The 14,865-nt window shown below is 73.7% G+C and carries 12 protein-coding genes, 1 tRNA gene and 1 pseudogene; 5 read left to right on the forward strand and 9 right to left on the reverse strand.

All coding sequences use genetic code 11. The annotated features are described in order from the left end of the window. Positions 1-66 precede the first annotated feature (66 nt). The gene (gene rlmB, locus ACIRO3_RS33130) at positions 67-1,038 is read left to right on the forward strand and encodes a 23S rRNA (guanosine(2251)-2'-O)-methyltransferase RlmB (RefSeq protein WP_361784350.1); all 972 of its coding nucleotides are present in this window, start codon (positions 67-69) and stop codon (positions 1,036-1,038) included. 126 nt (positions 1,039-1,164) lie between these two features. On the opposite strand, the gene ACIRO3_RS33135 is transcribed toward rlmB, so the two are convergent. Then, entirely contained in the window at positions 1,165-1,791 is a 627-nt protein-coding gene (locus tag ACIRO3_RS33135; RefSeq protein ID WP_361784353.1) for an NUDIX hydrolase, read from the reverse strand. Positions 1,792-1,834: 43 nt separating this feature from the next. After that, positions 1,835-3,439, reverse strand: coding sequence for a hypothetical protein (locus ACIRO3_RS33140; RefSeq protein WP_404143023.1), 1,605 nt, complete (start codon positions 3,437-3,439; stop codon positions 1,835-1,837). 170 nt (positions 3,440-3,609) lie between these two features. Between ACIRO3_RS33140 and ACIRO3_RS33145 the strand changes: the two genes are divergently transcribed. Next, positions 3,610-5,187, forward strand: coding sequence for a DoxX family membrane protein (locus tag ACIRO3_RS33145; RefSeq protein ID WP_404143025.1), 1,578 nt, complete (start codon positions 3,610-3,612; stop codon positions 5,185-5,187). A 109-nt stretch (positions 5,188-5,296) separates the two neighbouring features. Here ACIRO3_RS33145 and ACIRO3_RS33150 read toward each other — a convergent pair whose 3' ends face one another. From ACIRO3_RS33150 to ACIRO3_RS33160, 3 genes are all read right to left on the reverse strand, one after another. Continuing rightward, positions 5,297-6,067, reverse strand: a complete 771-nt coding sequence (locus ACIRO3_RS33150) for an NDP-sugar synthase (RefSeq protein ID WP_404143028.1) — start codon at positions 6,065-6,067, stop codon at positions 5,297-5,299. A 52-nt stretch (positions 6,068-6,119) separates the two neighbouring features. Next, positions 6,120-6,533 carry a hypothetical protein gene (locus tag ACIRO3_RS33155; protein WP_361784365.1) on the reverse strand — a complete coding sequence of 138 codons (414 nt, stop codon included), beginning with the start codon at positions 6,531-6,533 and terminating at the stop codon, positions 6,120-6,122. 325 nt (positions 6,534-6,858) lie between these two features. Further along, positions 6,859-7,947 carry an ABC transporter ATP-binding protein gene (locus ACIRO3_RS33160; RefSeq protein ID WP_404143031.1) on the reverse strand — a complete coding sequence of 363 codons (1,089 nt, stop codon included), beginning with the start codon at positions 7,945-7,947 and terminating at the stop codon, positions 6,859-6,861. A 234-nt stretch (positions 7,948-8,181) separates the two neighbouring features. Between ACIRO3_RS33160 and ACIRO3_RS33165 the strand changes: the two genes are divergently transcribed. After that, positions 8,182-8,256 (forward strand) — tRNA-Thr (locus tag ACIRO3_RS33165). Between the two features lie 58 nt (positions 8,257-8,314). On the opposite strand, the gene ACIRO3_RS33170 is transcribed toward ACIRO3_RS33165, so the two are convergent. Together ACIRO3_RS33170 and ACIRO3_RS33175 are read right to left on the reverse strand one after the other, a co-directional pair. Next, positions 8,315-9,703 (reverse strand): NAD(P)/FAD-dependent oxidoreductase, encoded by a 1,389-nt coding sequence (locus ACIRO3_RS33170; RefSeq protein WP_404143034.1) that lies wholly within the window; start codon positions 9,701-9,703, stop codon positions 8,315-8,317. A gap of 145 nt (positions 9,704-9,848) precedes the next feature. Next, entirely contained in the window at positions 9,849-10,571 is a 723-nt protein-coding gene (locus ACIRO3_RS33175; protein WP_404143037.1) for a methyltransferase domain-containing protein, read from the reverse strand. Between the two features lie 269 nt (positions 10,572-10,840). Between ACIRO3_RS33175 and ACIRO3_RS33180 the strand changes: the two are divergent. Continuing rightward, positions 10,841-11,344 (forward strand): annotated as a pseudogene (locus ACIRO3_RS33180) (aminoglycoside phosphotransferase family protein); the annotation flags it as partial. 13 nt (positions 11,345-11,357) lie between these two features. On the opposite strand, the gene ACIRO3_RS33185 reads toward ACIRO3_RS33180, so the two are convergent. Continuing rightward, positions 11,358-12,350 (reverse strand): zinc-binding dehydrogenase, encoded by a 993-nt coding sequence (locus ACIRO3_RS33185; protein ID WP_404143045.1) that lies wholly within the window; start codon positions 12,348-12,350, stop codon positions 11,358-11,360. Between the two features lie 121 nt (positions 12,351-12,471). Here ACIRO3_RS33185 and ACIRO3_RS33190 point away from each other — a divergent pair, with 121 nt between their 5' ends. After that, positions 12,472-13,146 (forward strand): pentapeptide repeat-containing protein, encoded by a 675-nt coding sequence (locus ACIRO3_RS33190; protein WP_404143040.1) that lies wholly within the window; start codon positions 12,472-12,474, stop codon positions 13,144-13,146. Positions 13,147-13,620: 474 nt separating this feature from the next. Here ACIRO3_RS33190 and ACIRO3_RS33195 read toward each other — a convergent pair whose 3' ends face one another. Further along, a complete protein-coding gene (locus ACIRO3_RS33195) occupies positions 13,621-14,124 on the reverse strand; it encodes a hypothetical protein (protein ID WP_053678538.1) in 504 nt (167 codons plus the stop codon). Positions 14,125-14,865: the final 741 nt, after the last annotated feature.

Below are 14,865 nucleotides of genomic sequence, written 5' to 3' on the forward strand. Positions count from 1 at the left end.
CGGCCCCCCGGGCGGCACACTCTTCATACGTACACACCGCAGCACCAACGAAAACAGGTAGAAGTCATGGCCGGGAACAGCCAGCGCAGGAACCGCCGCACGTCCAACAAGAAGGGCGCGACGGTCGGCAGCGGTGGCCAGCGGCGCAGGGGCCTGGAGGGCAAGGGCCCCACGCCCAAGGCCGAGGACCGCAAGAAGCACAAGGCGAACCGCATCAGCAACGCGATGGCCCGGCAGGCCGCCAAGCGCCGCCCCGCCCCGCGCCGCGGCGGTCCCAAGGGCACCAGCGAGATGGTCGTCGGCCGCAACCCGGTCTTCGAGGCCCTGCGCGACGGCGTTCCGGCCACCACCCTGTACGTCCAGCAGTTCATCGACAACGACGAGCGCGTCCGCGAGGCCCTCCAGCTCGCGGCCGAGCGCGGCAACATCAACCTGATGGAAGCCCCGCGCCCCGAGCTCGACCGCCTGACGAACGGGCTCAACCACCAGGGCATGGTTCTCCAGGTCCCGCCGTACGAGTACGCGCACCCGGAGGACCTCACCGCCGCCGCGTACGACAACGGCGAGGACCCGCTGATCGTCGCCCTCGACGGCGTCACCGACCCGCGCAACCTCGGTGCGATCGTCCGCTCCGTCTCCGCCTTCGGCGGGCACGGCGTGGTCATCCCCGAGCGTCGCGCCGCCGGCATGTCCGCCGGTGCCTGGAAGTCCTCGGCCGGCACCGCCGCGCGCACCCCGGTCTCCCGCGTCACCAACCTGACGCGCGCCCTCCAGGACTACAAGAAGGCCGGCATCACCATCGTGGGCCTCGCCGCCGAGGGCACCCACACGGTGAACGACCTGGAGGCCCTCGCCGGTCCCGTCGTCATCGTCGTCGGTTCCGAGGGCAAGGGCCTGGGCCGTCTGGTCGGCGAGAACTGCGACTACCTCGTCCGGATCCCGATGCCCGGCGGCGCCGAGTCCCTCAACGCCGGTGTCGCGGCGGGCGTCGTCCTCTACGAGGCGGCCCGCCGCCGCGCCGAGGCCCCACGCCTCTGAAACCGCGCCTGACCGCCCGGTTCGGCCCGTGCCCGGGTCCGTACTCCGGCCCGCACCCCGGACCGTTGGAGGCCCGCCCCCAGGGGCGGCTTCCGGTGGACCGGGGTACGGGTCACCGGCGCCGGGTCAGTTCCCCAGGCCCGCCAGGCGGGCGCGCAGCAGGGCCGCCATCGTGAAGGCGTCGGTGATCCGGCCGTCCGCGACCATCGCCTCCGCCTCGGCGAACGGCACCGTCAGCGCACTGCGGATGCCTTCCCCGTGCGCCAGCTCGCCCATCCCGCCGATCCGTGCCGCGTAGAGGTGCACCCGGTCGCCGAGCATCCCCGTGTCGGGGTGCAGCACGCCCAGCGGGATCAACTCCCCCACCCCCGCCCCGATCTCCTCGCGCAGTTCCTTGGCCGCGTTCGCGGGATCGTCCAGACCGCTGGTGCCGAAGCCGCGGGGCAGTTCCCAGTGCCAGGACCGGGTGGCGTGCCGGAAGTGCTCGATCAGCACCACCTCGTCGCCCAGCAGCGGCAACACCACGCACCCCGGCTCGGACGTCGTCCCGATCGACCGGATGTACGTGCCCTCGTGGCCTCCGGGGAAGCGCACCGGATCGCGCAGCAGCGTCACGTACCGGTCCCGGTAGAGGACCCCGCCCGCCGCCGCGACGGCCGCCGGGTCGCTCAGGATCTCGATCCCGCCCGGTTGGTTGCGGAACAGCTCGGGCCGCGCCGCGCGCAGGGCCTCGTACTCCTCGATGCCGGTCATGGCGTCCCCCGTCGTATCGTCTCGGCCCGTTCGGCCCGTTCGGTCAGTCCGTCTGGCGGTCCGCGAGCCGGCCGGGGCCGCCCGGGTGACGGTCCGTGGGGGTGACCTCGGCGCCCAGGACCCGCAGGATCGTCGTCCAGTCCCTCTGGAGACTGCCCAGCCTCAGGGCCGGAAACGTCATGCTGTGGCTCAGTCCTCGTCCCAGCCCGCGCGCACCGCCCCGGTCGCGGAACTGGAGCCGGATCGTCAGCGGGCCCGCCGTCGCGACGAGGAGGGCCAAGGCCGCCTCCGGCACCGACGGGGTCTCGCCGGCCAGTACCTCCATCGCGATCCCGGCGGACTCCAGCACGAGCACCGTGGCGACCTCGCGGCGGAAGCCGGTGTCGGAGCGGCTGAGCCGCCGGGTGACCCGGAGCATCCGCGCGTGTCGGCGGGCCACCTCGCGGGTACCGGCCGTGAACTCCTCCTTCGAGGGCAGCCGGCCGCCCGCGAAACTGCCGTCCAGGAAGGCCGACAGGGTGTTGATGTACGCCCGCCACTCCTCCTCCCGACGCAGCCGCACCACGTCCGCCAGACCCAGCGCCGCGTACGAGTCGGGTCCGTCGACCGCCCGGTGCAGGTCGTCGGCGAGCAGGGCGCGCAGCAGCAGCCCGATGGCCTCCGGGTCGTTCTCGCCGGGATCCTCCCGGCGCAGTTCCTGGAGGGCCGATCGGGGCGGGGAGTCCGGCGGGGTGAGCGCCACCAGGCCGCTCGCGGTGGGGACGCCCAGGTTGTAGAGCAGGTCGATCAACTGCTTGAACGGCACGATGTGCGGCCCGTCGAGCAGCAGGTTCTCGTACGGATCGGTGCCGGGCCGCGAAAGGAACCGCTGGTAGACGGCATTGCGCGTGATCCACTGGTCGTTGTCCTGGTCACCGGCCCAGATGTAGAGGTCCCGCAGGATCCCGTCGCGCATGGCCTGGGCCTGGGCGATGGGGATGCCCAGGCTCGACGCCAGCTCGGCCGCCTTGAGTCGTTTCAGGACGGAGAGCTGCTGGGAGAACCAGTTGCCGATCCGGGCGGTGGTCGGCCCGTTGCGCGCGTCGTCCCAGTCGAAGCGGACGAGCGCGGGCTCGGCCTCCTCCTCCAGCAACCGGCCCCACGCCGTGTGGACCTGGCGGTCGTAGCCCCAGGCGAAGTCGGTGGTGGCCGTCCGTTCGGCGAACAGGAAGGGGACCAGGGCGCGGGAGTTGAGCAGCTTGGCGAACGCGTCGCGCTCCAGCGGATCGGCGGTCGGCAGGTACGAGGAGTACAGCGCCTCGTTGTTGAGGATGAACGCCCGGTTCACGACCAGGGTCCCGCTGTTCACGAGGGAGCGGCGCAGTTCGCCGGCGGCGGCCGCGACCGTCTCGGGGGAGGGGCCGGACACCGCGTCCGGGCGCTGACGGGAGGCGGCGAGTTCGGCGGGCAGCCACTGGTTGTCCAGGGCCTGGGCCATCACCGGATAGTCGGTGAGGTCGCCGAAGACCAACTGGTTCGGCTCCCGCCGCGCCGGTGGCAGCAGACCACGCGGGGAGCCGTTCGGGTCACCCGCCGTCAGGACCTCCGCCCCCGCGGACGGCTCTTCCGGTTCACGAGACTGACCCTGTTCGGATGCGCGGATGGACATGTGCGGCTCCCCCCAGATGACCGACTGACACAACTCCCTTCATTCTCCCACCAGATGGCGTCCCGCCGCCGAACATTGGTTCCCTCGCGCCGCGTCCGGGAAGACCTTGACGGGCCTCGGACACATCCCTGCTGTCAAGGCAGTGTCCTAAACACTGATCACTCGGTTAGATGAGTGTGGACACCAGAACGTCAGGGTTCGACGACCAGCCCGCGCTGAGCATGGTCAAGGTGCCGTGCGATCCCGCACAGGTCATCGTCAACCACGCCAGCTTCCGCGTGCGGCTCGCATCGAGCCCGAGCGCGCGTTCCAAGCCCGCGAACGCCCCAGGCCGCGCACCCGTCCTCGGCGTCGCCGCCGCGGCCGCCGTCGCCGGGGCCACCCGCCGCCGGGCCCCCGTCGTCTGGAGCGGCAAAGCCGCCCCCGGCGACTCCGCGGCCATGGGGGGACTCCTCCAGGCCGTACGGGAGGCGGGGCGCGGCTCCGACGAGTTCGACGGCGGCGCCACCCAGACCATTCCGCGCGTCGACCTCGCGCAGGACCTCGCCGACGACACCCTCGCCACGCCGACCGTCATCGGCCAGCGCAGCTACGGGGACCCGGACGAGACGCGCCCGTCGGCCGTCGTACGGGACCTGCCGTACGACCCGCGCGACGGCGACGGGGCGGGCGGTGGACCCGGGGCGGACTCCCGGCGGATCTTGACCGACGCGCGTGCGCAGGCCCAGTACTACCCCGGCCGCCGGATGAACCTGGGCGTCGTGCTGCTCCCGCTGCGCGTCTTCCTCGGCTTCATCTCCATCTACGCCGGCATGGGCAAGCTGTGCGACCCCGTCTACTTCGACGGCGGCGAACGCGGCTCCATGGTGACCTGGCTGCGCACCCTCCAGCCGTGGGCACTGGCCGAACCGCTGCGCGACTTCGCGCTGGCGCACCCGGTCGGCGCCGGCCTCAGCGTGGCCTTCCTCCAGGTCATCGTGGGTGTGCTCACGGTCTTCGGCCTGTGGCAGCGGTTCGCGGCCTGCTTCGGGGCGCTGCTGTCGGCCGCCCTGCTGATGACGGTCAGCTGGAAGACCGTCCCCGCCTACGACGCCCCGGACATCATCTACCTGGCCGCCTGGAGCCCGCTGATCATCGCCGGCGCCCCGGTCTACTCCCTCGACGGACGCCTGGCCGGCGAGGCCTGGCGCACCCTCGGTCCGCGCAGCGAGGTCTGGCGGCTGCGCCGGCGCGTCCTGCGGCGCGGCGCCGTCATGGCCACCGTCGTCTGCGGACTCACCCTGCTCATCGGCTCGCTGCTGGGCGGCGCCGTCCGTTCCACCGCCGTGGTCACCGTTCCCGGGCCGGGCCGCGCCCCCAGCAACTACCTGCCGGGTACCCCGCTGCCGCAGACCCCGACCAAGCAGCAGCCGGCGCCCCGTCAGTCGGCCCCGAAGCAGCCCGTGAAGAAGGCCTCGCCGTCGGCCGGGGCCTCCGCCCCGACCAGCAAGTCGAGCCGCGGCAGCGCCGGTTCCGCGGCCCGGGAGAGCGCCGGTACCGGCGCGCAGTCGCCCTCCGCGACCCGCGGCTCCGGCAGCCAGAGCAGCCCGCGCAGCAGCGCCCCGCGCCAGTCCAGCCCGCAGAAGGCGCCGTCCTCGTCCTCCGGGACCGGCGGCACCGGCAGCGCGACGGGTGGCAGCGGCAGCGGTGGCGGCAGCGGAGCCCCGGCCAGGAAGCCCGGCCTGGTGGGCGGCCTGATCGGCGGCTGACCCGGACGGAACGGGGGAGGGCCCGGCGCGCGAGCGCGCCGGGCCCTTTCGCATGCCGGGGCCGGCGGGGGGAAGGCCGGGCGGTGACCGCGTGCGGGCGGGAGGGTGCTCAGGCGCCGCTCTGCGCGGCCAACTCCCGTGCGGCCTCGGTGAGGTCCTTGGCGGTGTCGATGGCCCGCCAGTAGGCGCCCTGGGGCAGCGGGAAGCCCGCCAGGCGACGCTCCCGGGCCAGCCGCGGGAAGGTGGTCCGCTCGTGATCCCCCGACTCGGGCAGGAGTTCGGCAAATTCGGGACCGAAGACGTACACGCCGGCGTTGATCGGATAGGGCGACGGCGGGGCCTCGATGAAGTCCAACACCTGCCCGAACTCGTTCGTCTCGACCACCCCCCACGGGATCCGGGGCCGGGCCAGCGCGAGCGTCGCGGTCGCACCGCGCTCCGCGTGGAAGGCCGCCATCTCCCGCAGCGAGAACCGGGTCCAGATGTCGCCGTTGGTCGCGTACCAGGGCTCGTCCGGGTACGGGAGCCGGCGCGCGGCGTACTTGAGGCCGCCACCGCGCCCCAACGGCTCCTCCTCGACCACCGTGGTCACCCGCAGCGGCAGCCGCGCCCGCGCCAGCCAGTCCTGGAGCACCTCCGCGAGGTGCCCGCAGGACACCACCGCGTCGGTGACCCCTTCGGCGGCCAGCCAGGCGAGTTGGTGCCCGATGATCGGGATTCCCGTACCCGGGATCTCGACCATCGGCTTCGGCCGGTCGTCCGTGTACGGGCGCAGCCGCGAACCCTGGCCTCCCGCCAGGATCACTGCCTGGATCGGGCGGGCCGGGAACGCGGCCGCGTCATGGGTGGATCGGGGTGCTGCGGAGGGAACGTCGGTCATGGCGGTCAGAGTAGGGAGACCCCGACTCCGGCGGACGGCGGCGCGGCGTACGTCAGCCCATGGAGGCGACGCCGGTCGCGTACGAGGTGTCGCACACCGGCCGGGCGAACGACTGGGCCTTCGTGGGCCCGTACGCGTCCACCGCGGCGCGGCCGATCGCCCGCGCGATGCCCACGCAGTGCTCCGCGAGGGACGGACGCCGGTCCACCTCCTGCTGGAGGTGCGTCAGGACGGCCCCGGGCTGTGCGCCGTCCTGCAGCTCGGTGAGCAGCTTGTCGCGCAGCACGTCCTGCGCGGCGCGCGGCTTCGCGGGGACGGACACACCCTCGGCGGAGGCGGTCAGGACCTGGGACGAGGAAGTGTCCGCCCAGGGGACCATGGTGACCGCGAGGGTGCCGGACAGGACCAGGACGACGGGCAGGACCAGGGCGAGGGAACGGCCGATACGGCGGGCAGAGTGGGTCACGAGGGCGAGAGTAGCGTTCGGTGAGGATTTGGCGACATTCAGTCACTCGGTCGGGGGATGGTTCGACGTGGTTTTTCGAATACAGGGTTGACGAGTAGGGCTGAATGGCCCGATCTGCCGGGGTTCCCGCAGGGGTTGGCGGGGTAGTGGCCGCCGGGGTCGAGGCGGGGGCGACGCGGGTTCGGTGCGGGTTCGACGCGGGTCGGTTCGCCGCCCGCGCGGACCGCGCCGGCGCCGCGCGTACAACTCGCGCCGAAGGGGCGCCCCTTGACGGAGCGCCCCTTCGTTTCCCGCTCGTTGCGGCTCATCTGCCGCCGTGGGGGCGTCAGTCGGAGAGGCGCTCGCCCGAGGACGTCGAGAACACGTGGATCTCGGCGCCGCGCGGCACCACGTGCAGCGTCGAGCCCTTCTCCGGGACCTGGCGGCCGTTCACGCGGACCACGATGTCCTGCTTGCCCTCGGCCTCGGACGTCGAGCCGTAGACGTAGCCGTCGGCGCCGAGCTCCTCGACCACGTTCACGGTGATGGTCAGACCACCCGTGTCGCCGATGTCGAAGTGCTCGGGGCGCACGCCCACCGTGACGGTGCGGTCGCCCGCGTCGGCGGCGGCGGACAGCGCCTCGCGCGACACCGGGACGACGCTGTCGCCGAACTTCACGCCGCCGTCGGTGATCGGGACCTCGACCAGGTTCATGGCGGGCGAGCCGATGAAGCCGGCGACGAAGAGGTTCGCGGGACGGTCGTACATGTTGCGCGGGGTGTCCACCTGCTGGAGCAGGCCGTCCTTGAGGACCGCGACGCGGTCGCCCATCGTCATGGCCTCGACCTGGTCGTGGGTGACGTAGACGGTGGTGATGCCCAGGTCGCGCTGGAGGGCGGCGATCTGCGTACGGGTCGACACGCGGAGCTTGGCGTCGAGGTTCGACAGCGGCTCGTCCATCAGGAAGACCTGCGGCTTGCGGACGATCGCGCGACCCATCGCGACGCGCTGGCGCTGGCCACCGGAGAGGGCCTTCGGCTTGCGGTCGAGGTACTGGGTGAGGTCCAGCATCTTCGCCGCGTCCTCCACCTTGCGGCGGATGGTCGCCTTGTCCTCGCCGGCGATCTTGAGCGCGAAGCCCATGTTGTCGGCGACGGACATGTGCGGGTAGAGCGCGTAGTTCTGGAACACCATCGCGATGTCCCGGTCCTTGGGCGGCAGGTGCGTGACGTCGCGGTCACCGATGCGGATGGCGCCGCCGTTGACGTCCTCCAGGCCCGCGAGCATGCGCAGGGAGGTGGACTTGCCGCAGCCGGAGGGGCCGACGAGGACGAGGAACTCGCCGTCCTCGATCTCCAGCTGGAGCTGGTCCACGGCGGGCTTGTCGCCGCCGGGGTACAGCCGGGTCGCCTTGTCGAAAGTGACAGAAGCCATGGTGATGAATCCCTTCTACCGGCAGGAACGTGCCGGACGATCCGAGTGGAAGGTCTAGTCCAGTAATCGGACTCCGCCAGACGCTACCCCGGCCACGGCCGTTCTGTCAGCACCCGGAGGACGGCGACTTCGGCCGCCGTGGGCCCGGCGGCGGGCTGTCCGGCGGGCTGTCCGGTGGGTCCGTGAACGTGATGGCCCCGCGAATGGCCCGCTGTGTAAAGTGATGACGGTTGCGCCTCCTTAGCTCAGTCCGGCCAGAGCAACGCACTTGTAATGCGTAGGTCGTCGGTTCGAATCCGACAGGGGGCTTCGTGTGCGAAGGCCCCGGATCCCTGTGATCCGGGGCCTTCGGCGTGGGTGGGGCGGGTCAGTCGCGGCCCGCGACGCGGTTCGCCAGGCGGGCCAGGGGCGCGGTGTTCGGGCTGTGGGTGGCGCTCTCGCGGCGGTCCGCCTCGCGGTACGCGGCGTACAGGGCCTGGACGCCGAGCCAGCGGAAGGGTTCCGGCTCCCAGCGGCGGACGCGGTGGTCGACCCAGGGCAGGGCGGTCAGTTCCGTGGGGTCGCCCAGGACCAGGTCGCGCAGGGTGCGGGCGGCGAGGTGGGAGGTGGCCACGCCCGAGCCGACGTAGCCGCCGGCCCAGCCGAGGCCCGTGACGCGGTCCAGGGTGACGCCGGCGCACCAGTCGCGGGGGACGCCGAGTACCCCGGACCACGCGTGGGTGATCTCCGTACCCGCCAGCTGCGGGAAGAAGGAGGTCAGGAGGGTGGTGAGCGCGGTGACGGTGGCGGGGTCGGTGGTGCCCGTGTTCTCGGCGCCGGCCGCGCGCGAGGCGAAGCGGTACGGGGCGCCGCGACCGCCGATCGCGATGCGGTCGTCGGCGGTGCGCTGGGCGTACATGTAGGCGTGGGCCATGTCGCCCACCACCTCCCGACCGGACCAGGCGAGGGAGTCCCAGACCTCGGCGGACAGCGGGGCCGTCGCGATCATCGAGGAGTTCATCGGGAGCCAGGAACGCTTCTGGCCCTTGAGCGCGGCCGTGAAGCCCTCCGTGCAGCGCAGGACGTAGGGGGCGCGGACGGTGCCGTACGGGGTGACGGCCCGACGGGGCGCGATGTCGGTGACCGGGGTGGACTCGTGGATGACGACGCCCAGCCGCTCGCAGGCGGCGGCCAACCCGTGGACGAGCTTCAGGGGGTGGACGCGGGCCCCGTGCGGGGACCAACTGGCGCCGACGGCGTCGGCGATGTCGACGCGGGCCCGGGTGTCGGTGACGTCGTACAGCTCCCGGTCGCTCTCTCCGAAGGCGAGTTCGGCGGCGTGGAAGGCCTTGAGGCGGGTCAGTTGGGCGGGGGTGCGGGCGACTTCGAGGACGCCGCCGTGGTGGATGTCGGCGTCGATGCCCTCCTTGGCGGCGGTACGGATGACCTCGGCCACGGTGTCGTTCATGGCCCGCTGGAGGCGGCGCGCGGCGTCGTGGCCGTGCAGCGCGGCGTAGCGGTCGCGGCCGGCGACGCCGTTGTAGAGCCAGCCGCCGTTGCGGCCGGAGGCTCCGTAGCCGCAGGCCTTCTGCTCCAGGACGGTGACGCGGAGGTCGGGTGCGGAGGTCTTGAGGTGGTAGGCGGTCCACAGGCCGGTGTAGCCGCCGCCGACGATGACGACGTCGGCCGTGGCGTCGGCGGTGAGGGGGGCTCGGGGTGGCCGCGGGGCGCCGGTGTCCGTCGCGTGCCAGAAGGAGATTCCGCCGTTGATCGTCATGGGGGAGTTGCTACACCTCGTCGCGCGGGGGTGTCCAGGGACGCGGTGCCGGGTCGCGGGGCGGGATTCGAGGCCTTCTGGCTGATGCGGCGGGTGCGCGGGGGGACGTACGGGTGACGGCGCGCGCGGGCCCGGCCGCGGCGGGTCAGGCCAGGCGTCCGGCGACGAACCAGCGGGCGGGGAGCATGACGGGGGTGCCGTCGGCGCGGTTCTCGCTCATCGCCAGGGCCGTCTCGCCCTCGCCGAGGACGTGCAGGCCTGCGCCGCGCAGGAGTCCGGCGACCTCGCCGTCCGCGACCTCGCCGGGGCGCAGGTCGTGTTCCTTCACGCGGCGCAGTTTCGCGGAGGGACCGCCGGCTTGTTCGGCATGGGCCTGGAGGACGGCCTTGGCCTCGCCGGTCGGCTCCAGGACCAGGGCGCGGCCGCGGTCGCCGACGAGGGTGGCGACGCAGGCGGCGACCGCCGGCCGGTCCTCGGGGTCGCTCTGGTGCAGGACGGCCCGCATGTAGACGTGGGTGTCGCCGAGCCGGTCGTGGAGGGCGTGGGCCTGGGCGGCGTCGGCCAGGTTCAGCTGCTCGTACGTGGCGGTGCCCGCGGGGTCGGCGCGGCGGGCGTGCGCGATGGCCGCAGCGCAGAGGTCGACGCCGACGACGACGGCGAACCGGGTGGCGAGGTGGCGGGTCTGGGTGCCGTTCCCGCAGCCCAGGTCCGCGAGGGGGAGGGCGGGGTCGGCGTGGGGGGCGAGAAGGGCGATGTCCCGTTCGGCGGTCAGCGAGGCGTCCGCGTCCCAGAACGGTTCGCCCGGTTCGCCGGTGCTCTGCTCCCAGAAGCCGTCCCAGGCCTGGCGGTAGCGGTCGGACACGGTCATGTGTGGTCTCCCTCGGTGCTCCGGCACATCGGCGTCGACGGGGTGCGTACCCCGGGTGTCGGCGGGTCATCCGGGGTCCCGCGCCGCACGGGTGTGCGGACGTGGGGTCCGGAGGATGGTGGAGATTCCGGCCGGCTCGGTCGAGGCCCGGATCAGGTACGACGGGGACGCGGGGCGGGAGTTCCTCGCCGCGCTGCCGGCGCGGGCGGCGGAGTTCCTGGAGCGGTGGGAACTCAGAGGGACCGGCTGCCCGGCGATGCACGGTACGGGTGATCGCGGAGCTCTTGGCGCGGTTGACGTCCGCGCCGGCGCCGGCGGGACCGCGCGGGCTGGGCGACGTGGCGGGCGCGATGCTGACGGACGTGCCGGGCGCGCTCGGGGGGTTGGACGAGCGGGGGCGCCGGGTGCTGCGCGGCGGCGGTGGCGGAGGTGGTGGGGAGCCGGGGGACCGGCTGCTCCACTGGGACCTGCACTACGACAACGTCCTCGCGGGCGGGCGGGAGCCGTGGCCGGCGATCGACCCGAAGCCCCTGTCCGGCGATCCGTCCTTCGACCTGATGCCGGCGATCGGCGACCACTTCGCGGCGGACGACGTGTGGTGGCGCTTCGACCTGATGACGGAGGTGATGGGCCTGGACCGGGAGCGGGCCCGGGCCTGGACGTTGGGGCGGGTGTTGCAGAACTGCCTGTGGGACGTGGAGGACGGGGAACCCTTGCCGGAGGAGCAGTTGGTGACCGCCGAACTGCTGTTGGCCGGCCGCCGGGCGGGGTGACGGCCGGCGCGGCTCAGGGGACGAGGACGACCTTGCCCGTGGTGTCGCGGGACACGAGGGCGTCGTGCGCGGCGGCGGCCCGGGACAGGGGGTAGCGCTGGATCGCGGGCCGCAGCCGGCCGACCGCGGCCTCCGCGAGGGCCCGGGTCTCCAGGGCGCGGATCGGGTCGGGCGCGCCTACGCGCCGCAGCATGGCCGGGCCGAGGACGACCTCGCTGGTGACGCGACGGGCCGTGAGCGCGGCGCGCTCGGCGTCGGTGAGGGTGAGTTCGCCGCCCGACCAGCCGAAGACGAGCCGGCGGCCGCCGGGCGCGAGCAGGTCGAGGGCCGTGCGGGAGACGGTTCCGCCGACGGAGTCGAAGAGGACGTCCGCTCCGCCGGGGTGCTGGTCGCGTACGGCCTGCGCCCAGCCGGGGTCGTTGTAGTCGAGGGCGAGGTCGGCGCCGTTGGCGTGGGCCAGGCCCGCCTTGACGGGGCCGCCGGCGAGGGCGACGACGGTGGCGCCCGCGTTCTTCGCGTACTGCACGAGCAGCGTGCCGATGCCGCCGGCGGCGGCCGTGACGACGGCGACGGAACCCGGCCCCAGCTCGGCGAACCCGAGGATCCCCAGGGTGGTGCGGCCGGTCCCGATCATGGCGACGGCCCGGGCGGGGTCGAGGCCCGGCGGTACGGCGTGCAGCCGGTCGGCGGCGGCCACCGCGTACTCGGCGTAGCCGCCGGGGGCGAACCCGAGGTGGACGACGACCTCCCGTCCGAGCCAGCCGGGATCGGTGCCGGGACCCAGGGCGTCGACGGTGCCGGCGACCTCCCGGCCGGGGATGGTCGGAAGGTCCGGCAGGGCGGGGGCGGGGCCCTGGACGCCCTGGCGGAGCGCGGTGTCGAGGAGGTGGACGCCGGCGACGGCGACGGCGATCCGCACCTGGCCGGCGGCGGGAACGGGGACGGGCACACGCTCGTACGTCAGGTTCTCGGCGGGGCCGAAGGCGTGCAGGCGAACGGCGTTCATGGTGTCGGGGGTGGCGTTCATGGGGCCAGCCTCGGACCTCGACCGGGGTTGAGGTCAAGGGTTGCCGGGGGTTGCCGGGGGCCTTCGGGGCTTTGTCAGTGCCGTGGGTCACGATGGGGAGATGGTGCGAAACGAGCGGGCTCGGACGGTGAAGGCGGCGCGACGGCCGCAGACGCGGCTGCCGGAGCTCGTGCTGTGGCAGGGCGGCGAACTGGAGCCGGACGGGGACTACGACGGGCTGGAGTTCGCGGACCTTGACCTGGTCGGGCAGGAGGGGATCGGGGCGCGGTTCATGGACTGCGCGCTGCGGCGGTGCGCGTTGGACGAGACGGGGCTGACGAAGGCCCGTTTCCTGGACTCGGTACTGGAGGGGGTGCGGGGGGTGGGCACGGACCTGTCGGGAGCCTCGCTGCGGGACGTGGAACTGGTGGAGGCCCGCTTGGGCGGCGTCCAACTGCACGGCGCGGTACTGGAACGGGTCGTCGTACGGGGCGGCAAGATCGACTACCTGAACCTGCGCGGCGCCCGGCTCAAGGACGTGGTGTTCGAGGGCTGCGTACTGGTGGAGCCGGACTTCGGCGGCGCGGTGCTGGAACGCGTGGAGTTCCGGGACTGCACGCTGCGCGGGGCGGACTTCAGCGGGGCGCGCATGACGGACGTGGACCTGCGCGAGGCGACCGAACTGGGCATCGCGCGCGGCGTGGAGGCACTGGCGGGGGCGGTGATCAGCCCGTCACAACTGTTCGACCTCGCCCCGGCGCTGGCGGCCCAGATCGGGTTGCGGGTGGTGCCGTAGGCGGCGCCGGGCGCCGCGGGGGCGGGACGCCGGGTTGCTCGGGGGTGCGGGGCGCCGGGTTGCTCGGGGGTGCGGGGCGCCGGGTTGCTCGGGCGCGCCAGGCGCCGGGTTACGCGGGGGCGCGGGGCGCCGGGTTGCTCGGGCGCCGGGTTACGCGGGGGTGCGGGGCGCCGGGTTGCTCGGGCGCCGGGTTACGCGGGGGTGCGGGGCCGGTCTGCTCGGAGGCGCGGGGGCGCCGGGTCACGCGGGGGTGCGGGGCGCCGGGTCACGCGGGGGTGCGGGGGGCGGAGCGCCGGTGCTCGGGGCGTGCGGGGGCGCGGGGCCGGGCTGCTCGGAGGCGCGGGGGCGCTGGGCGCCGGGCTACATGGGGGCGCGTCGGGTTACGCGGGGACGCGGGGACGCGGGGCCGGGCTGCTCGGAGGTGCGGGGGCGCTGGGCGCCGGGCTACATGGGGGCGCGTCGGGTTACGCGGGGCTACGCGGGGACGCGGGGGAAGCGGGACTGGAGCGTCCAGATGACCGGGTTGTCGCCGAGCCCGTCGTGCATGTCGACGAGGTCCGCGATCACGTCGTGCAGGAAGTCCCGGGCCTCGCGGCGCAGCAGGCGGTGCGTGAAGGTCAGCGGGTCCTCCTCGGCCGGCATCCAGTCGGCCTCGATGTCCACCCAGCCGAAGCGGCGCTCGAACAGCATCCGGTCGCTGGACTCGGTGAAGTCGAGTTCGGCGTACTGCCGGTTGGCGGAACGGCTGCCGCGAGGGTCCTGGTCGAGCTGCTCGACGATGTCGCAGAGCGCCCAGGCGAAGTCCAGTACCGGAACCCATCCCCAGGCTGTGGACACTTCCCGGTCCGCGTGGGTGTCGGCGAGGTAGACGTCCCCGCAGAACAGGTCGTGGCGCAGCGTGTGGACGTCCGCCGAGCGGTAGTCGGTCTGCGGGGGGTCGGGAAAGCGCCGGGAGAGGGAGTAGCCGATGTCGAGCACGTACCCGATGGTGTCACGGCCGAGCTGCTCCCCGCGCCGGGCCCGTTGCCTGCCGGCGGGGCGGGATGTACGAGTGCGGCGCCGTCGCGCGAAGCGCCCCCGGGTGCGCCGTGCTTTCCGGGGGTCCGCGCCGCGCCTCAAACGCCGGCGAGGCTGGATTTCGCCGAACCGGACCGGGAGAGCGGCCCGTACCCCTGCGCCTCAAACGCCGGCGGGGCTGGGATGGCCGAGGCCGCGCCACCGTTGCGCGGAGCGGCCCCGGCTGCGCCGGGCTTTCGGGGCTCCGCCCCGTACCCCGCGCCTCAAACGCCGGCGAGGCTGGATTTGCCGGACCGTGCCGGAGAAGCGGCTCGTACTCCTGCGCCTCATACCCCGGCGGGGTTGGGATTGGCCGGCCCGGGCATGAAGAGTGGCCCGTACCCGGGCCTCAAGTGCCGGCGGGGCTGGATTTGGCCGGACCGTGCCGGAGAAGCGGCTCGTACTCCTGCGCCTCATACCCCGGCGGGGTTGGGATTGGCCGGCCCGGGCCTGAAGAGTGGCTCCTGCCCGGGCCTCATACGCCGGCGGGGTTGGGATTGGCCGGCCCGGGCCTGAAGAGTGGCTCCTGCCCGGGCCTCAAGTGCCGGCGGGGCTGGATTTGGCCGGACCGTACCGGAAGGCGAAGCGGCTCGGTCCTGCCGGGGAGGTTGATCCGACCGGGGGTGGACGGTTTGGTCGGGGGCGGGGACGGGGTGGGGTGTC

Origin of the sequence: Streptomyces sp. NPDC102278, assembly GCF_044766345.1 — a bacterium.
Taxonomy (GTDB): Bacteria; Actinomycetota; Actinomycetes; order Streptomycetales; family Streptomycetaceae; genus Streptomyces.